Below are 19,277 nucleotides of genomic sequence, written 5' to 3'. Positions count from 1 at the left end.
CTGCTATCTCTTGTTTTGTAAGCTATTTTAAGAACTCTTCAAGGATCGTTGGGTAAACCATCCCACTACCGATTGTCGTGCCTGCAAAAGCAGGCGTACTCATGACTTGTACGTCATTTCGCACAGTATTCTCCTATATTGTAACGATTTGGCACACAAGCTGCAGCGTTTGTCGAAGGTTGATTGAAAGGAGGCACCCATGACGGCATTTGAGCTCAGGCTACAGCATTACTTGACCCACCTGTACGGCGAGCGCGCAGGAGAGGTACAGCGGCGCCTCGAACAGCATTTGGCCCACTTCCGACCGCTGCTTCCAGCGGCGCCTTTATCTGCTGAGCAGAGCGGCATTGCACCAACATGGAGCGAAAAGGATCAGTGGGTCATCAGCTATGGTGACTCCATCGTGGCAGACGGCACGCCCCCACTGGGCGTACTGAACCACTTTCTGCAGCGCCACCTGGGGGAGACGATCAGCGGGGTGCATGTCTTGCCCTTTTTCCCCTGGAGCAGCGACGACGGTTTTTCGGTCATCCATTACCGAGAGGTCAACCCTGAACTGGGGGACTGGTCGCATATTCGTGACCTGGCCAGCCACTATGACGTGATGGGCGATCTGGTGCTCAACCATGTTTCCCGTGAATCGCTGTGGTTCGTGGATTATCTGACCGGCAGCCTGCCGGGGCGGGATTACTTTATCGAGGTGGACCCAGATACCGATGTTTCCCAGGTCACGCGGCCACGCAGCAGTCCGCTGCTCGTGCCTGTTTCCACCCGCCGGGGCACCCGCCACCTGTGGGCCACGTTTTCGGAAGACCAGATCGACCTGAATTTCGAGAACCCGGATGTCCTGCTGGAATTCGTCGGCATCCTGCTGTTTTACCTGCAGCAGGGAGTGCGAATCATTCGCCTCGATGCCGTGGCATTCCTATGGAAGCGGCTGGGCACGGCCTGTATTCACCTGCCCGAAACCCATACTGTGGTACGCCTGCTACGCGCCATCGTCGATGAGATCGCTCCCGGCACCTTGATCATCACCGAAACCAACGTGCCCCATGCCGAAAACATCAGCTATTTCGGTCTCGAACGCTTGGCGGAAGGCCCGCCGGACGAAGCGCACATGGTGTACCAGTTCGCGCTGCCCCCGCTGCTGCTGCACACCCTCACCCGTGGGGAGGCCAGCACACTGCAAAGCTGGCTATCCAGCCTGCCGGTGCTGCCTGAACACTGCACTTACCTCAACTTTACCGCCAGCCACGATGGCATCGGGGTACGCCCGCTGGAGGGCCTGCTGCCGGACCACGAACGGGACGCCCTGCTGGAGCTGATGCACCGCTTCGGTGGCTTCGTCAGCATGCGCAGCAACCCGGACGGCAGCGACACACCCTACGAAATCAACATTACCTGGTTCGAGGCCATGCGCGGCACCCGGCGCGGCCCCGACCCTTGGCAAATTGCGCGCTTCCTGTGCAGTCAGGCCATCATGCTCAGCCTGCAAGGCATTCCTGCGCTCTACCTGCACACCTTGACCGGCACGCTCAACGATGTCGAAGGTGTCGAGCGCAGCGGGCGGCTGCGCTCCATCAACCGGCGTCGCTGGCCGCTGGACGAACTGGAGCTGCTGCTGGAAAGCCCCTCTACCCCGACCCACGATGTCTTCCATGCCCTGCGTCGGCTGCTGGACCTTCGCCGTCAGGAGCCCTGCTTTCACCCCAACGTACCCCAGCAGGTCATCAGCACGCCAGCAGAGCTGCTGGCCATCGAGCGCGGTCCGCTGGCCGATGGCCGACGCTTGCTGGCCCTGTTCAACGTCACCGACCGCCGCATAGCCCTCGACCAGGGCGGCGAGGCATTGACTCAGCGACTGCAGCAGCACGCCTGGCAGCCGCTGGACACCTCGTCTTCGCTTCACCCGCTGGCATCCCTGCCCCCCTATGCCGTGCTCTGGCTGGTGGCTAACGCCTGACGCCTTGCGACATAACGTCTCAGGACAGAACAAGATAATCCTTTAATAATCCTGTCCTGCGACACTGTCCATCCAATTCGACGGTGGATACGTGAGCGTTTATGTTGCAACAAAGCCTGGCCATTGGCCCCATGGGATTCAGCCTGCATCAGTTGATCATCGGTTTTGCCTTCTTACTCGCCCTGTTGGTAGGCGCCCTGCTGGGCAGGCGCCAGCAGGTTTCGGTCAGCGATACCCTGTTTACCCTGCTGATGGTCGCCCTGCTGGCGGCCAGGCTGGTATTCGTCGTGCGTTACTGGGGGGAATACGACGGCCTGCTCGCGCGGCTGGATATTCGTGACGGTGGTTTTGATCTGCTGGCCGGTGCATTGGCCGGGATAGGGTATGGCGTCTGGGCACTGTGGCGCTCGCCGCGTCAACGCGCGCCGCTGGGCGCGGCCATGCTCACCGGCGGTCTGGTGTGGGGCGTCACGCTGGGCAGCACCCTGCTCATCGAACAGCAGACCCGGCCGCTGCCCACCACCCCGCTCAGCACCCTGGAAGACACCCCCATCAGCCTGCCGGAGCTGGCTCAGCAACAGGGCCAACCCATGGTAGTGAACCTGTGGGCCAGCTGGTGCCCGCCCTGCATTCGCGAAATGCCGGTCTTCGAAGCGGCTCAGCAGCAGGAGCAGGACGTGACGTTCGTGTTCGTCAATCAGGGGGAGAGTCTTCCACAGATCAACCGCTTCATGGCAGAACATGGCTTTCAGCTCGACAACGTCTGGCAAGACCCGCGCAATGCGCTGGGTCAAGTGACAGGTGCCCACGCCATGCCCACCACGCTTTATTATGACGCCCAGGGCCAATTGGTCAGCACCCACTTTGGCGAGCTTTCCCGAGCCACCCTGAACGATGGGCTATCACGTATTCGTTAAGCCTTCTACAGCGTGATCATGAGTTACCCGCTGCCGCGAGTGCGGCCTATTTGAGGATAAAGTGATGCAACGGATGTTTCCCATTCAGACGGGCCGTCTGACCCTGCTGGCTGCGTTGAGCGGCTTTGCCATTACCAGCCAGGCCGATGTTCTACCCGCCCCGGTGCAAGCCCTGGCCGACCAGGGCATCAGCATTCACGGGCAATTCGAGGCCCCCGGCGGTATGCGCGGCTACGGCGCCAGCGTGCAAGGCCAGGACATGGCCATCTACCTGACCGCCGACGGCGAACACGCCATTGTCGGCACACTGATGGACAGCGCGGGCAATGACCTGACCGAAGCGCAGCTGGACGAACATGTGCGCGTCCCGCTCGAAGCCGAAACCTGGCAACTGCTGGAAGAGAGTCACTGGATTCAGGACGGCAACCCGGACGCCCCCCGCGTGATTTACACCTTCACCGACGCCAACTGCCCTTACTGCCGCCAGCTATGGCAACAGACGCGCCCTTGGGTGGAAGCAGGCGAAGTTCAGTTACGCCACATCATGGTAGGCATTCTGGCGCCGAATAGTCCCGCCCTCGCCGCCACCCTCCTCGGTGCCGACGACCCCGCCGAGGCCCTGCACCGCCACAGCGACGGCGAATCCCTGAGCGCCAGTGCGCAACCTCGCGATATCGAAGAACAGGTCTATGCCAATAACCAGCTTTTCGATGAGCTGGGACTGTACGCCACCCCCACCAGCGCCTACCAACGCGAAACCGACACAGGCCTGCTACGCATCGACCGCATCCAAGGCATGCCCAACGAAGCCCGCCTTCTGGACATGATGGGCAGCGAAGCACCGTAAGCATGGAGGCCAGACTAGCCACCACGCCCAAGGTGGCTGTGGCTTTTAGCGATATCGTGCTGGGGTAATGACCGTGGCGCTATCGGGGCGGCTGGCGCCGCCTCCGCGGGTGCCTCTTTCGCTCGTTGCTCTCGCTCAATCGTTACGCCGCGCTACAGGGGTGCCGCGATTTGACGTGGTGACGTATTGGGATTGATGTTGGCGACATACCGTAGCGCGGTGTAAGCGGAGCGCACCCGCGAAGCAACGCGGAAAGGGTTGCCGATGAGGGCACCGGGGGTGGCGGTGGCATGTTGTCATTCGAGGATGCTGTGGGTGCTGTGGCACCATCAGGGCGGCTGGCGCCGCCTCCGCGGGTGCCTCTTTCGCTCGTTGCTCTCGCTCAATCGTTACGCCGCGCTACGGGGGTGCCGCGATTTGACGTATGGGGTGATGCTGGCGACATACCGTAGCGCGGCGTAAGCGGAGCGCACCCGCGAAGCAACGCGAGAGCGTTGCCGATGAAGGCACCGGGGGTGGCTGATGGCGCTTTGTCATTCGAGGATGCTGTGGGTGCTGTGGCACCTCAGGGCGGCTGGCGCCGCCTCCGCGGGTGCCTCTTTCGCTCGTTGCTCTCGCTCAGTCGTTACGCCGCGCTACGGGGGTATCCGTGCCCGTGCCCCCCCATACCCAATGTTGGCGACATACCGTAGCGCGGTGTAAGCGGAGCGCACCCGCGAAGCAACGCGGAAAGCGTTGCCGATGAGGGCGCCGGGGGTGGCGGTGGCATGTTGTCATTCGAGGATGCTGTGGATGCTGTGGCACCTCAGGGCGGCTGGCGCCGCCTCCGCGGGTGCCTCTTTCGCTCGTTGCTCTCGCTCAGTCGTTACGCCGCGCTACGGGGGTATCCGTGCCCGTGCCCCCCATACCCAATGTTGGCGACATACCGTAGCGCGGTGTAAGCGGAGCGCACCCGCGAAGCAACGCGGAGAGCGTTGCCGATGAGGGCGCCGGGGGTGGCGGTGGCATGTTGTCATTCGAGGATGCTGTGGATGCTGTGGATGCTGTGGATGCTGTGGGTGCTTTGGGTGCTTTGGGTGCTGTGGCACCATCAGGGCGGCTGGCGCCGCCTCCGCGGGTGCCTCTTTCGCTCGTTGCTCTCGCTCAGTCGTTACGCCGCGCTACGGGGGTATCCGTGCCCGTGCCCCCCCATACCCAATGTTGGCGACATACCGTAGCGCGGTGTAAGCGGAGCGCACCCGCGAAGCAACGCGGAAAGCGTTGCCGATGAGGGCGCCGGGGGTGGCGGTGGTATGTTGTCATTCGAGGATGCTTTGGGTGCTGTGGCACCATCAGGGCGGCTGGCGCCGCCTCCGCGGGTGCCTCTTTCGCTCGTTGCTCTCGCTCAGTCGTTACGCCGCGCTACGGGGGTATCCGTGCCCGTGCCCCCCATACCCAATGTTGGCGACATACCGTAGCGCGGCGTAAGCGGAGCGCACCCGCGAAGCAACGCGGAAAGCGTTGCCGATGAGGGTGGCGGTGGCATGTTGTCATTCGAGGATGCTGTGGATGCTGTGGATGCTGTGGGTGCTTTGGGTGCTTTGGGTGCTGTGGCACCATCAGGGCGGCTGGCGCCGCCTCCGCGGGTGCCTCTTTCGCTCGTTGCTCTCGCTCAATCGTTACGCCGCGCTACGGGGGTATCCGTGCCCGTGCCCCCCATACCCAATGTTGGCGACATACCGTAGCGCGGTGTAAGCGGAGCGCACCCGCGAAGCAACGCGGAGAGCGTTGCCGATGAGGGCACCGGGGGTGGCGGTGGCATGTTGTCATTCGAGGATGCTGTGGGTGCTGTGGCACCTCAGGGCGGCTGGCGCCGCCTCCGCGGGTGCCTCTTTCGCTCGTTGCTCTCGCTCAATCGTTACGCCGCGCTACGGGGGTGCCGCGATTTGAAGTGGTGACGTATTGGGAGTGATGTTGGCGACATACCGTAGCGCGGCGTAAGCGGAGCGCACCCGCGAAGCAACGCGGAGAGCGTTGCCGATGAGGGCGACGGGGGTGGCTGGTGGCGCTTTGTCATTCGAGGATGCTGTGGATGCTGTGGCACCTCAGGGCGGCTGGCGCCGCCTCCGCGGGTGCCTCTTTCGCTCGTTGCTCTCGCTCAGTCGTTACGCCGCGCTACGGGGGTATCCGTGCCCGTGCCCCCCCATACCCAATGTTGGCGACATACCGTAGCGCGGTGTAAGCGGAGCGCACCCGCGAAGCAACGCGGAGAGCGTTGCCGATGAGGGCACCGGGGGTGGCGGTGGCATGTTGTCATTCGAGGATGCTGTGGGTGCTGTGGCACCATCAGGGCGGCTGGCGCCGCCTCCGCGGGTGCCTCTTTCGCTCGTTGCTCTCGCTCAGTCGTTACGCCGCGCTACGGGGGTATCCGTGCCCGTGCCCCCCATACCCAATGTTGGCGACATACCGTAGCGCGGCGTAAGCGGAGCGCACCCGCGAAGCAACGCGGAAAGCGTTGCCGATGAGGGTGGCGGTGGCATGTTGTCATTCGAGGATGCTGTGGATGCTGTGGATGCTGTGGGTGCTTTGGGTGCTTTGGGTGCTGTGGCACCATCAGGGCGGCTGGCGCCGCCTCCGCGGGTGCCTCTTTCGCTCGTTGCTCTCGCTCAATCGTTACGCCGCGCTACGGGGGTATCCGTGCCCGTGCCCCCCATACCCAATGTTGGCGACATACCGTAGCGCGGTGTAAGCGGAGCGCACCCGCGAAGCAACGCGGAGAGCGTTGCCGATGAGGGCACCGGGGGTGGCGGTGGCATGTTGTCATTCGAGGATGCTGTGGGTGCTGTGGCACCTCAGGGCGGCTGGCGCCGCCTCCGCGGGTGCCTCTTTCGCTCGTTGCTCTCGCTCAGTCGTTACGCCGCGCTACGGGGGTATCCGTGCCCGTGCCCCCCCCATACCCAATGTTGGCGACATACCGTAGCGCGGTGTAAGCGGAGCGCACCCGCGAAGCAACGCGGAAAGCGTTGCCGATGAGGGCGCCGGGGGTGGCGGTGGCATGTTGTCATTCGAGGATGCTGTGGATGCTGTGGCACCTCAGGGCGGCTGGCGCCGCCTCCGCGGGTGCCTCTTTCGCTCGTTGCTCTCGCTCAGTCGTTACGCCGCGCTACGGGGGTATCCGTGCCCGTGCCCCCCCATACCCAATGTTGGCGACATACCGTAGCGCGGTGTAAGCGGAGCGCACCCGCGAAGCAACGCGGAAAGCGTTGCCGATGAGGGCACCGGGGGTGGCGGTGGCATGTTGTCATTCGAGGATGCTGTGGATGCTGTGGATGCTGTGGGTGCTTTGGGTGCTTTGGGTGCTGTGGCACCATCAGGGCGGCTGGCGCCGCCTCCGCGGGTGCCTCTTTCGCTCGTTGCTCTCGCTCAGTCGTTACGCCGCGCTACGGGGGTATCCGTGCCCGTGCCCCCCCATACCCAATGTTGGCGACATACCGTAGCGCGGTGTAAGCGGAGCGCACCCGCGAAGCAACGCGGAAAGCGTTGCCGATGAGGGCGCCGGGGGTGGCGGTGGCATGTTGTCATTCGAGGATGCTGTGGATGCTGTGGCACCTCAGGGCGGCTGGCGCCGCCTCCGCGGGTGCCTCTTTCGCTCGTTGCTCTCGCTCAGTCGTTACGCCGCGCTACGGGGGTATCCGTGCCCGTGCCCCCCATACCCAATGTTGGCGACATACCGTAGCGCGGTGTAAGCGGAGCGCACCCGCGAAGCAACGCGGAGAGCGTTGCCGATGAGGGCGACGGGGGTGGCGGTGGTATGTTGTCATTCGAGGATGCTGTGGGTGCTGTGGCACCATCAGGGCGGCTGGCGCCGCCTCCGCGGGTGCCTCTTTCGCTCGTTGCTCTCGCTCTTTCGTTACGCCGCGCTACGGGGGTATCCGTGCCCGTGCCCCCATACCCAATGTTGGCGATGTACCCGTAGCGCGGCGTAAGCGGAGCGCACCCGCGAAGCAACGCGCCAGCGTTGCCGATGGAGCCACCGAACGTGGCGGCGGCCTCATCGTTACGGGCAGCCGCCGCCCACCCCACAGCTGCTACTCCTCCGAAAGGTGCTGAAAACGCGGGGCGCCGACGTTCCAGGGTTGGATGTTACCGTTTTCGCCGTAGTTGTCGTGGTCGCCGAGGACGTGGCCGTCATGCTCACGGGTGTGGCCGTAGAGCGAACGGTTGTGGAAGGTGGGGCCGAAGCGCTCGGCGGTTTCGGCGATATCGCCGGTGTAGCGTGGGTCCTGGGGGCGCTCTTGGCTATTGATGTAGTAGGCGATGTCCCAGGCTTGCTGGCCGGTGAGCGAGCGTGGCTGGCCCAGCGGCATATTCTGATAGATGAAGCCTGCCATGGTTTCTACCCGAACAATGCCGGCCCCCCAGTTGTTGGAGCCATCGCCCCAGGGCGGTGGAAAGACGTATTCCCCGTTTTCGTAGTGGCCTGAGCCGTCGGACTGATGGCACAGAGCGCAATTTTCCAGGTAGGCCGTTTCCCCTCGGGCATAGCTGGGCGCTTCTTCATGCTCGGGGGCTGGAAAGCCGCGCCCATAGATGGGCTTGTCGGGGTACATGGGCGCCCCCGTGGCCAGCCACTGGTGGTAGGCGCTCAACGCCAGCATTTCATCGCTGCCGTACGCCGGCGGTGTGCCGTTCATGGAGTAGGCAAAACATCCGGCAATGCGCTCTTCCAGATTGTTGACGTGCTGATTCTTGCCACGAAAATCCGGTAGCGTGATGGCGGCGGCCCATACCGGCGCGCTGAACGGCACGCGCCCTTCTCCCAGGTGGCAGCTGGAGCAGTTCATATCGTTGTACACGTACTCACCGCGCAGCTGCTGGGTATCCGTGAACAGGTCGTAGCCGTAGCGAATGACTTTCTTGAGCTCCGGGTGCAGATCGGAGGCTTCCAGGTCGTCCATGGTGGGCGGCTCGTGGACCAGCATGTCCAGGGCGTCATCGGCACGCGGCTGCTGGGCCGACACCGCGCCTGCATAGAGCGCCAGCGCGGCTGCCGAGGCCAGAAGGCCGCCCGACAAGGTGAACGTCAAGGTCGTTGGACGCGTCATCATTGGCTAGCCTCCTGGTCGCGTTGAGGGGGTTGAGCGGCGTACCAGGCCGAGACGGCGGCAATGTCGTCATCGTTCATGCGCTTGGCCACGGCGCCCATCAGGTGTTGTGGATCGTTATGACGGGTATCGTTTTTCCATGCGTGCAATTGGGCGCTGATATAGCCTGCATGCTGCCCGGCAATCCCGGGAAAGTCGCTGCCCACTCCGTAGCCGCCGGGCCCATGGCAGCTTTGACACGACACGATGTAGGCATTCCAGTCGCCACGTTCGGCCAGCTGCTGGCCACGCGCCAGCAAGCTGTCTTCCACGTCGCCGCCTTGGCCTGGTGTCGCGGGCAGTTGGCTGTAGTAGGCAGCCACATCGGCGATTTGCTGGTCATTGAGCATGTTGGCAAAGGTCAGCATGGTGGCGTTTTGCCGCTCACCGGACTGATAGTCGTGCAGTTGCTTGGCCAGATAGTCGGCATCCAGCCCCGCCAGGCGCGGCCAGGACTCGCCGCCCGGAATGTTCATGCCGCTGCCGTCTGCCTGGTGGCAGGCAACACAGGTGGCGGCGGCGGTTTGCCCCCGTTCCGGGTCTCCCGCCTGGGCCATGGCAGCACTTGCCAGCAAGCAGGCCCCCGCCAGCAGGCCGACGTGCGTCGATTGGATGTATGGCATTCTTCCCCCTTGGCATTGCTTGTTATGTTGGGTCTTGCAGTAATGTCGTCGTTGGTGATGACGCGTGTGGTGGTAGCACTTCGGGCACCGTGAGGTGGGCCAGGAAACCTCCGGTGGGTGCATTGGCAAAGTGAACGCTGCCGCCAAAGCGCTCGGCGATGGCGGCCACGATGGCCAACCCCAGGCCACTGCCCTGGTGCTTGCTGGCCCGCCAGAATCGTTGCGTTAGCTGTTTCAGCGTGGCGTCATCCACCCCTGGCCCCTCGTCGGCCACGGTGAACGTGACCCGACCACCCAAACGCTGCACGCTCAGGTGAATCAGCGCGTTGGCAGGCCCATGGCGTACAGCGTTGTCCAGCAGATTGCGCAGCGCGGTAATCGCCAGCTCACGAGGCATGGCCAGCTGCACATCGGGTAATGCCTCAGGCACGCGGCACTGTGCTGGGTCGACCACGCTATCGGTGACGGCCAGCTCGACCACCGGAACGACGCTGCAGGGTTCGCCATCGTCGAAACGCATGCGCCCTTCCACCCGGGCCAGGGTGAGCAGCTGATCCAGCGTATCGGCCAGCCGCACCACGCCTTCTTCGGCGTGGCTCAAGGCTTCGCGTGCCAGCGGGCCTTCTGCCCGCTGCGCCACTTGAAGGTGGGTCTTGATAGCCGTTAGCGGCGTACGCAGCTCATGGGCGGCATCGTTGGTGAAGCGCTGCTCGCGCACCAGCGTCTGTTGAACGCGCACCAACAGCCCATTGAGCGTGTCGATCAGCGGCTTGATCTCCTTGGGCACACCATAGGTAGACACCGGCGCCAGCGCTTCCGGATGGCGGCTGGCCAGGGAGGCGCGCAAACGTGACAGTGGCGCCAGCCCACGCCATACCCCAATCCACAGGGCGACCAGGCTACCCACCAGCGCCACCACGAACGGCACCACAGCCACCCGCACGATGCCGCCCAGCAGCAGGTTGCGCTCATCCATGCGGTCTGCCGTGGTGATGATCAGCCCACCTCGCTCGTAGGTGAACACACGCCAGGTGGTCTCCCCTTCCTGACGGTAGCTATGGCCGTGCTGACCGGGAGCCAACACGGCCTCCATATTGGCGTGGGTGCGTGCAATGATCTCTCCACGTGGCGAGTGCACCTGGCAGGCCAGCCCTTCAATGGGTGGAATGGAAAGCGCGGCAGTCATGTTCTGCTCCCACACCTCTGGCGGCAGCTGATGAACCAGCCCAGCCACCATGCGCGCCGACTGGGCCAGCCGCTGGTCGAGGGTGCGCACGAAAGACGCCTGCAAATCGTTCAACAGCCACGCGGCAGCCACGCCCCAGAGCAGCACCAGCGTGATGCCCAGCGTCAACAGTAGCCGTGCGCGCAGGCTCATCGCTGCCCCTTGGGCCGCTGGCCGGGCACCTGGACCGCCTCGGGCTTGCCCAACCGATACCCCAACCCACGCACGGTTTCGATGATGCCGCTGCCCAATTTGCGCCGCAGGTGGTGAATGTGCACATTGAGCGCGTTGCTTTCGACATCGTCGCTCAAGCCATACAGGCTATCCTTGAGCTGGTCGGCGGAAAGCACGCTGCGCGGCGCATGCAGGAAAGCTTCCAGCAGCACCAGTTCACGACGCGACAGGGCAACCAGGTGATCGGCCACTCTCACTTCTCGGGCAGCCGGGTCCAGGGTCAGGGTGCCGTGCACGGTCAAGCCCTGGCTGCGTCCTGCCACACGCCGCAACAGCGCATGCAGGCGCGCGACCAGCTCATCCAGGTCGAAGGGTTTGATCAGGTAGTCGTCGGCACCGGTTTGCAGCCCATCCACCCGGTCACGCACGGCATCTCTGGCCGTAAGCACCAGCACCGGCGTGGTGACCCCCTCGTCACGCCAGGCTTGCAGCAGGGTCAAGCCATCGCCATCCGGTAACCCACGGTCGAGGATGACCACGTCGCTGGCGACACTCTGCATGGCCTGCCGCGCTGCCTGTAACGACGTCACGTGCTCGACCACAAAGTGATACATCATCAGTCCGGCGCGAATACCCGACGCCACCAGCGGGTCATCTTCAATCAATAGGACGTGCATAGCGGTTTCCTTGTTATGGAAGCAGCATGACAAAAGCGTATTAACCGAGCGTTAAGCGCCGGTCGAAAACCCTTGCCGCAGATCAAAAAAAACGCCCCTGCCGACAGAGGCAAGGGCGACAACATGCCGCGTTGGTTCGGTGGTGCTAGCGAGACAGGCGTGCAGCCCCCCACCAGCCCAACATCATGGCCGCCAACATGGCCAGTAACGGCAGCGTGACGCCGCCCAAAGAAGCAATGGCAGGCCCTGGGCAGTAGCCGGACAGCCCCCAACCCACTCCAAACAGCGCCGCACCGCCCAGCAGCTTGCCATCCAGCTCCTGGCGCGTGGGCAGTTGAAAGCCACCGGCCAACAGCGGCTGCCCCCGAGCAAACACCAGCCGGTAACCGACAAACGTGGTGCACACCGCGCCCCCCAGCACGAACATCAGCGTGGGGTCCCAGGCGCCCGCGATGTCCAGAAACCCCAGCACCCTCGCTGGGTCGGTCATGCCGGAAATAGCCAGCCCTAACCCAAACAGCAGCCCTGCCACGTAGCCCGCTGCCGTTTTCAACGCCGCCCGGCTCATACGCCACCCCCAATGACATGACGCACCACATACACCGTGGCGATGGCGGTCACCAGAAACATGCCCGTGGCCGCCATGGAACGCGGCGCCAAGCGCGCCAAACCACATACGCCGTGGCCGCTGGTGCAGCCGCTGCCCAGCCCGGTGCCCAGCCCCACCAGCAGGCCCGCCAACAGCATCAACACAACGCCACCGGCAGGCGCGCCAATCACCTCACCGGGGCTGCCAGCCACATTGCCCAGGCCTCCGCCCAGCGCCATGACTAGCAGCGGGCCGCTGACCAGGCCCGCCAAAAAAGCCACCCGCCAGGCGCTATCGCCCTTGGGCCGCTGAAGCACCAGCCCTCCAATAATCCCGCTGATGCCGGCAACACGCCCCAGCGCCCCCATCAACCAAACGGCGGAGAGCCCAATCAACACGCCCCCCACCAGCCCTTGCAGGCTTGCCATTACGTCCACCGTCTGCTCCTCGTATTACGTGGGTTGAAAAGATTCAGAAACGATTGAGCGGCACCTTGAGATACACCTGACCGTTGTCTTCCTCGGGGGGCAGCTCCCCAGCCCGCATGTTGACCTGCACCGACGGGATGATCAGCCGAGGCATGCCCAGGGTGGCATCTCGCTCGGTGCGCATACGCACGAAGGCGTCTTCACTGATGCCCTCATGCACATGAACGTTGGCCTGGCGCTGCTCGGCAACGCTGGTTTCGTGCTGGTACACGTCACGCCCCGGGGCCTTGTAGTCGTGGCACAAAAACAGCCGTGTCGTGTCAGGCAGGGCCAGCACTTTCTGAATCGAACGATAGAGAGTGCGGGCATCGCCACCGGGAAAATCACAGCGGGCGGTGCCGTAGTCGGGCATGAACAGCGTATCGCCGACAAACGCGGCATCCCCCACCACATAGGTCAAACAGGCGGGCGTGTGGCCAGGCGTATGCAGGACGCTGGCCTCCAGGGCTCCAATCATGAAGGTATCACCCTCCTGGAACAGCGCGTCGAACTGACTACCGTCCCGGGCAAACTCGGTGCCCGCATTGAAGGCCTTGCCGAAGATCTCCTGTACCTCGACGATGTACGCTCCAATGCCGGTCTTGCCGCCCAACTGGGCGTGCAAGTAGGGGGCCGCCGAAAGGTGGTCGGCATGAACGTGGGTTTCCAGTATCCAGGCCACGCTTAGCCCTTCACGGCGCACAAACGCAATGATCTGCTCCGCTGAACGGGTATCGGTTCGCCCAGCGGCGTAATCAAAATCGAGTACGGAGTCGATGATGGCGCAGGCGGTGCCATCGGGGTCTCTCACCACGTAACTGAACGTGTTGGTTGGCTCATCGAAAAAGGGCGTGACGACGGAACGTTGCATGATGGACCTCCAGCAGTTGACCGCATGCGTTAGGCATTTCACCCAGTGTAGCGCACAAAATATTATATGTTTATTACCTTTTAGAATTATCAATTGTAAAATTTAGTTAAAAATACTCCTTTCTACTAAGGTTGCATGCACCATGGCCGATAAAAGTGAAGGCTTACTCACTGAACTCGTTTGATATAAGGACGCCATGAACAACCTGACCACAACACAGAAACTCTGGAGCACGCTGGGCATCATCTGGGTGGCCATGCTGCTTTTGGTGGGCTGGCTGGCGTGGGAAAACCGCCAGACCATCGCCAATGAACGCCGCGACAGCATCCAGTACATCGTCAACAGCGTTCACGGTCAGCTCGCCGATCTGCAGGCCCGTGCCGCCAGCGGTGAACTGAGCGTCGATGAAGCGCAGCAGCGGGCCATCGACAACCTTGCCAGCGTACGCTTTGGTGACGGCGAGTACGTGTTTGCGTTCGACAACCAGCTGGCCATCGTGTCACACCCCAATCGCCCCCGTGGCGAAGACATGACCAACTTCCAGGACGCCAGCGGTATGCGCCTTTACAGCGTACTGCGTGACGTGGCCCAGGCGGGCGGTGGCCACGTGGACTACTACTCACGACGCATCTCGGGGGAAGAGCAATCGCCCAAGGTGAGCTATGTGGCCCACTTACCCGAATGGGGCTGGTCCATGGCGGCGGGTGTTTATGTGGACGATATCGATGCTGCCTTTGTCGCTGGGCTGGTGCGTTCGGCGGTCATTCTGCTGATCATTGGTCTGCCCGTGACGCTGCTGATGGGCTGGGTGATCAGGGATGTGGCGGGTCGGCTGGGCGGTGACCCACGCTATGCCGCCAGCGTAGTGCGTCATATTGCCGATGGCGACCTGACCCAGGCCGCCACGCTGAAAAGCAGTGACCACAGCAGCCTGCTGTTCGACTTGACCTCCTCCCCTCCCTCAGCTTGCGCTGCCGTCTGACGACGGAAAGGAAGGGGATTCCCTGGTTGTTGCCTTCCAGGTTCCTGCTTCGCAGCCCGTTGCCCCTGGTGATAGCACCTCAGGTCTTACACAAGCTCCACAGGCTTAACCTCCCGTGAGCCCCACGGTAGTTTTCTCATGCTGGCGAAGCTTGTCAGCCCCGGCCAGAATGGCTTTGCCCGATTGCAGTATGTTGCGGGCAGCGTTTACGTCGCGGTCAATGCCTTGGGTGCCACAGCCAGGGCAGTCCCAGGTGCGGACGTTCAGTGGCATCTTCTCGGTGATATGACCACAGTGAAAACAACGCTTCGAGCTGGGATACCACTTGTCGATCTGGACGAACTCACGCCCGTATCGTTCGGCCTTGTACGTCAGTTGTTGGGTGAGCTGATGCCAGCCCACGTCGCTGATGGCCCTGGCCAGCGAGCGGTTTTTGACCATGTTCTTGATTTGCAAGCTTTCGGCAGCAATGACTTGGTTCTCGTGAATAAGCTGCGTGGAAAGTTTGTGGGTGGCGTCACGGCGCTGGTCGGTCAGCCTGGCATGCACCCTGGCGACCCGATGCCGCGCTTTGGCGCGGTTCTGCGACCCTTTCTGTTTACGCGACAGGTTCCGTTGCGCCCGTGCCAGCTTACGCTCAGTGCGCCGCAAAAAACGCGGGTTGGGGATTTTGTCGCCGTCGCTGGTGATGACGCGGTGCGTCAGCCCCAGATCAATGCCGACCATGTTGGGGGTGACCGGCAGTGGTGTGGCCGCTTCCTCCACCAAAAAACTGACATGGTAACGGCCAGCGGTGTCACAGCTCACCGTGATACTGCTCGGCGTGCCGGAAAAAGACCGGCTCCAGCGGATAGCCAGCGGGTCTTTTTGCTTGGCCAGCCACAGTTTGCCGTCGCGCCAGCGAAAGCCGTTGGCCATGTAAGTGGCCGATTGCTTGCGCTGCTTCTTCTTGAAGGTGGGATACCGCGCCTGGCCTTTGAAGAAGTTGCTGAAGGCCCGATCCAGATGCCGGAGCGACTGTTGCAAGCAGACGTTGGACACCTCGGCCAGGAAGGCGGTGTCCGGCTCTTTCTTGAGGCTGGTGAGCGCTTTGGCCGTGGCGTTATAGCCCATGCGTTCCTGGCGCTCGAACCAGGCATCGGTGCGCTGGCGCAGGAAGTGGTTGTAGACGTACCGCACACAGCCAAACGTCCGGGCAAGCTGATCGGCTTGCTCAGGCGTAGGATAAAAACGATAACGGTAGGCGCGGTGTACGGTCATCATGATTTGAATCTAGCGCGGTAAATATAGCCTGTCAACCAAGAGGCGCTGCACGCCTCGCGCTATCCTTCCCCGGCCTGGAAGGCCGAGGTTTGACGCGCAATTTGATCAACCGCATGCGTGAAACCCTGGCGGACACCATCAGCGATATCCATCACGGCGCGGACCAGGTCAATAACGGCGTCGAGCAGATCGTGGGGGTCAACGAAGAACTCTCGACGCGCACCGAAGAGCAGGCTGCGTCGCTGGCGGAAACGGCCTCCAGCATGGAGCAGCTGACCGCCACGGTAAAACAGAACGCTGAGCATGCCGACCATGCCCGCAACCTGGCCTCGCGAACCGCTGAGAGCGCTCAACGCGGTAGTGACGCCATGTCGTCCGTCATCGACACCATGGCCACCATCAATGAAAGCGCCACTCGCATGAGCAGCATCGTCGAGACGATCAATGCGATTGCCTTCCAGACCAATATCCTGGCGCTGAATGCCTCCGTAGAAGCCGCCCGCGCCGGGGAACAGGGTCGCGGTTTTGCCGTGGTGGCCAATGAGGTGCGCCAACTGGCCAGCCGCTCCGCTTCTGCCGCTCAGGAGATCAAGGGGCTGATCGAAAATGCCGATGCCCAGGTGGTGGAAGGCAGCCGCCGAGTGCGCAGTACTGGCGAAGTGATCAATGGCATGGTGGGCGATATTCAGCAGCTCAGCACGCTGGTTCAGGAGATCTCTGCGGCCACCATCGAACAGAGCAGCGGCATCGAGCAGGTCAACCAGGCCGTGACACAGATGGATCAAATGACCCAGCAAAATGCCGGACTGGTGCAGCAGAGCAACCATGCTACCCAGCAATTGGCACATTTGAGCACCCAGCTGCGCCAAATGGTCAGCAACTTCAAGCTCAACGCCCAGCGGCGTCAGGCCACTGAGCTGTCGCTCACGCCGCCACGCCAATCTACCCACCACGACGACTTCTAGAAACGTCCCCTGGCAGCGCTATCCAGTAACGCTATCCAGCAGCGCTGTTAACCCCGATGTAACCCCGATGTTTAACCACAGTGATAGCGAACGCCTTTGACAGCGCACACCCTTGCAGGGTGTGCGCCAAGGCCAGCGGCCCTTGTCAGCAAAGGGCCGCCATGGCGACACCGGCTACACCTTGCCCTGGTTATCCAGCGCAACGGCTTCGTGCATGCGGGTCAGCAGGTCGGGTACAGCAGCCTGCACTCGGTTCCAGCTGGGAATGAATGGGCGCTCACGCGGGTTGTCGAGAAACAGGTTACCGGCTTCCAGCAGGTTGCTGGCAAACAGCTCTACTGCCTGCTCTTCGCAGTGACGGTCGAGGCTCAAACCGTTCATGGTAGCGTCGTGGTCGTAGGCCTCGATCAAGTCCAGCGCCAGCCGATAATAGGTTGCTTTCAGTGTACGGAAATCCTCGCTGCTGAAGCTCACCCCGTGGGTCGCCAGCTTGCGATAAAGGGCCTTGGCAATATCCAGGCTCATGCGGTTCAAGCCACCGCTGGCATCCTCTTCGCTCACTGGCTGGTGTTTGTGGTCATAGGCATCGGCAATATCTACCTGGCACAGCTGGCGATGCGAGTAGTTGCGCTGTAGCTCCGAGAGTACGCCAATTTCCAGCCCCCAATCGGCAGGAATGCGAATGCCCTCCAGCACGTCGCTGCGCATGGCAAACTCCCCCGACAGTGGGTAGCGGAAACTGTCCAGGTAATCCAGATACGGTAGCGGGCCGCACACGGTCTTCAGCGCTCGCAGCAGCGGCGTTACCATCAAGCGAGACACCCGGCCATTCAGCTTGCCTTCGGCGATGCGCGGGTAGTACCCCTTGCAGAAGCTGTAGTTGAAGCGTGGGTGCGCCACCGGGTACATCAAGCGCGCCAGCAGGCTACGGTCATAGGTAAGAATGTCGCAGTCGTGCAGCCCAACCACGGTCGAGCGCCCGGAGGCCAGCACATAGCCCGCGCAATACCACACATTGCGCCCCTTGCCAGGTTCCAACGCTCCCAGCCCGTGGTGTTCGAGCTCGGCATCCAGCTCACGCAGCCGGGGTCCATCGTTCCATAGAATGCGGGTGTGCTGCGGCAAGCGTGAGAAAAACTCGCGGGCATAAAGAAATTGTTCGCGATCGGCCCGGTCCAGTCCAATCACGATTTCGTTGAGATACGGCACTTTGGCCAGCTCGTCCACAATGGCCGAGAGTGCAGGCCCTTCCAGCTCGGAAAACAGCGACGGTAGAATCAGCCCCATGGGGCGGCGCTTGGCAAATTGGCACAGCTCCCGCTCGAGCTCTTCCACGGGGCGACGGGTCAGGTTATGAAAATCGGTGATGACGCCATTCTGATGAAAATCACTCATGGGCACTTCCTCGTTGGGTTAAGCCGTGGCCGCTTGCTGGTGGGAGTCCGCCGCTAATCGGCGGTCGTCTCGCCCCCACCAGTGAGCCACCCCCTCGGCCCATCCGGCTGGCCCGGTTGCCTGGGTGCGATACAACGCCCGGTTGTGCGGTGCCACTATCAGGTCATGGCAGCCCTTGATCACCACGGCCTGGTCCACGGCTTCCAGCATGGTAACGTCGTTGGGGCCATCGCCGAGCCCCAGCGCCAGCGGCTGGCGCCCGCGCAGCGCCGCAAAGCGCTGGATCAACCAGGTCACCGCACTCCCCTTGCCTGATGCCTGCGCCATGACGTGCCAAAAACGCCCGCCCTGGGTCATGGTCAAACCATCGCCCTCCAGCGCCTCGCGCAGGGTCTCCAGGGCACGCTCGTCGTCTTCCCAGATCAGCGGCTCGCTGCCCTCACGCCGTTTGGCCGCCTTGGCCCGAGGCTCGTCCAGGCCGGTTCTGGCGATGACTTCCGCCACCTGCATCTCTCCCATGGGCGTAAACCGCAGGTTGAGGCGCTGCTTCCAGATGGCCAACCGCGCACGGATAAAGCGGATATCGACCCCCGTGTGCTTGATGACCACGCCGTCTGGCCCACTACCCGGCCGATCAAGGCTGGCATGGCACCAGCCTGGCGGCAGGCCAATCACGGCACCGTTTTCGGCAATGAAGGGCGTCGCCGTCAGCCCCAGGGCTTCACGCAGTGGCAGTAGTTCTGCCCGGGTTTTGCTGGTCACGGGAATCACCGGGACACCCAGCTGCTTGAGACGAGCAAGCCAGGGAGCGGCAGGCGAAAAGTCATAGCTATGGTGGTCCAGCAAGGAACCGTCGAGATCCGTGACCACCAAACGCGGCTGTAACGCGGGATCAAGTAGTTCAGGACTCGTGAACTCGGTCATGGCAGCACCTTCTGCAAACTGAAATCAGGTCACCCAAAAGCCCAACGTAGCCATCTTTTGAGATCAATACCCAAGGTAGACAACCACCAAAGCAAAATGCACGCCAAGATGCTTTAATTAAATAAAATCAAAAGATTAAAACACGATCGAAGCGATGCCAGAGCAAGCACCAAAATAGGGCAACCCATGATGCACCAAAATAGAGCGCCAAAAAGAGGCACGGAAGACGGAGAAATAGCGCGGGATTATGAAGCTCCCACTAACAGCAGGGC

At 62.4% G+C, this 19,277-nt stretch carries 14 protein-coding genes and 1 pseudogene; 5 read left to right on the top strand and 10 right to left on the bottom strand.

From position 1 onward, the window contains the following. Nucleotides 1-199: 199 nt before the first annotated feature. From KVY02_RS05670 to dsbG, 3 genes are all read left to right on the top strand, one after another. Nucleotides 200-1,963 (top strand): sugar phosphorylase, encoded by a 1,764-nt coding sequence (locus tag KVY02_RS05670; RefSeq protein WP_218314692.1) that lies wholly within the window; start codon nt 200-202, stop codon nt 1,961-1,963. 101 nt (nt 1,964-2,064) lie between these two features. After that, on the top strand, nt 2,065-2,880 hold the full coding sequence (locus tag KVY02_RS05665) for a TlpA family protein disulfide reductase (RefSeq protein WP_016913289.1): 816 nt from the start codon (nt 2,065-2,067) through the stop codon (nt 2,878-2,880). A gap of 64 nt (nt 2,881-2,944) precedes the next feature. Beyond that, on the top strand, nt 2,945-3,727 hold the full coding sequence (gene dsbG, locus KVY02_RS05660; protein WP_218314691.1) for a thiol:disulfide interchange protein DsbG: 783 nt from the start codon (nt 2,945-2,947) through the stop codon (nt 3,725-3,727). Nucleotides 3,728-7,794: 4,067 nt separating this feature from the next. On the opposite strand, the gene KVY02_RS05655 is transcribed toward dsbG, so the two are convergent. The 7 genes from KVY02_RS05655 to KVY02_RS05625 all read right to left on the bottom strand — a co-directional run bounded on the left by KVY02_RS05655 (nt 7,795) and on the right by KVY02_RS05625 (nt 13,476). Next, on the bottom strand, nt 7,795-8,814 hold the full coding sequence (locus KVY02_RS05655) for a c-type cytochrome (RefSeq protein WP_016913287.1): 1,020 nt from the start codon (nt 8,812-8,814) through the stop codon (nt 7,795-7,797). After that, nucleotides 8,811-9,473: a c-type cytochrome gene (locus tag KVY02_RS05650; protein ID WP_016913286.1), complete on the bottom strand. Its 663-nt coding sequence runs from the start codon at nt 9,471-9,473 to the stop codon at nt 8,811-8,813. The genes KVY02_RS05655 and KVY02_RS05650 overlap by 4 nt, the downstream gene beginning before the upstream one ends. A gap of 22 nt (nt 9,474-9,495) precedes the next feature. Further along, complete coding sequence (locus KVY02_RS05645; RefSeq protein WP_081193619.1) at nt 9,496-10,851, bottom strand: ATP-binding protein; 1,356 nt, start codon at nt 10,849-10,851, stop codon at nt 9,496-9,498. Further along, on the bottom strand, nt 10,848-11,549 hold the full coding sequence (locus tag KVY02_RS05640; protein ID WP_016913284.1) for a response regulator: 702 nt from the start codon (nt 11,547-11,549) through the stop codon (nt 10,848-10,850). The genes KVY02_RS05645 and KVY02_RS05640 overlap by 4 nt, the downstream gene beginning before the upstream one ends. Before the next feature lie 145 nt (nt 11,550-11,694). Then, nucleotides 11,695-12,117: a DUF6691 family protein gene (locus KVY02_RS05635; RefSeq protein WP_081138184.1), complete on the bottom strand. Its 423-nt coding sequence runs from the start codon at nt 12,115-12,117 to the stop codon at nt 11,695-11,697. Beyond that, complete coding sequence (locus tag KVY02_RS05630) at nt 12,114-12,575, bottom strand: YeeE/YedE family protein (RefSeq protein ID WP_218314690.1); 462 nt, start codon at nt 12,573-12,575, stop codon at nt 12,114-12,116. The genes KVY02_RS05635 and KVY02_RS05630 overlap by 4 nt, the downstream gene beginning before the upstream one ends. Before the next feature lie 34 nt (nt 12,576-12,609). Further along, nucleotides 12,610-13,476 (bottom strand): MBL fold metallo-hydrolase, encoded by an 867-nt coding sequence (locus KVY02_RS05625; protein ID WP_218314689.1) that lies wholly within the window; start codon nt 13,474-13,476, stop codon nt 12,610-12,612. A 196-nt stretch (nt 13,477-13,672) separates the two neighbouring features. Between KVY02_RS05625 and KVY02_RS05620 the strand changes: the two genes are divergently transcribed. Then, the gene (locus KVY02_RS05620; protein ID WP_305729927.1) at nt 13,673-14,458 is read left to right on the top strand and encodes a cache domain-containing protein; all 786 of its coding nucleotides are present in this window, start codon (nt 13,673-13,675) and stop codon (nt 14,456-14,458) included. Nucleotides 14,459-14,563: 105 nt separating this feature from the next. On the opposite strand, the gene KVY02_RS05615 is transcribed toward KVY02_RS05620, so the two are convergent. After that, on the bottom strand, nt 14,564-15,721 hold the full coding sequence (locus KVY02_RS05615) for an RNA-guided endonuclease TnpB family protein (protein WP_218314688.1): 1,158 nt from the start codon (nt 15,719-15,721) through the stop codon (nt 14,564-14,566). A 104-nt stretch (nt 15,722-15,825) separates the two neighbouring features. Here KVY02_RS05615 and KVY02_RS05610 point away from each other — a divergent pair. Continuing rightward, nucleotides 15,826-16,686, top strand: a pseudogene (locus KVY02_RS05610) (methyl-accepting chemotaxis protein); the annotation flags it as partial. A 174-nt stretch (nt 16,687-16,860) separates the two neighbouring features. Here the strand turns inward: KVY02_RS05610 and KVY02_RS05605 are convergent. Then, complete coding sequence (locus KVY02_RS05605; protein ID WP_100731738.1) at nt 16,861-18,081, bottom strand: glycosyl transferase; 1,221 nt, start codon at nt 18,079-18,081, stop codon at nt 16,861-16,863. A gap of 18 nt (nt 18,082-18,099) precedes the next feature. Then, entirely contained in the window at nt 18,100-19,005 is a 906-nt protein-coding gene (locus tag KVY02_RS05600) for an HAD-IIB family hydrolase (protein ID WP_218314687.1), read from the bottom strand. Between the last annotated feature and the right edge of the window lie 272 nt (nt 19,006-19,277).

The sequence above is a fragment of the Halomonas sp. 18071143 genome (assembly GCF_019211725.1).
GTDB lineage: Bacteria > Pseudomonadota > Gammaproteobacteria > Pseudomonadales > Halomonadaceae > Vreelandella > Vreelandella stevensii.
Note: the sequence above shows the minus strand (reverse complement) of the source record. Positions and strands in the feature narration are given on the sequence as shown.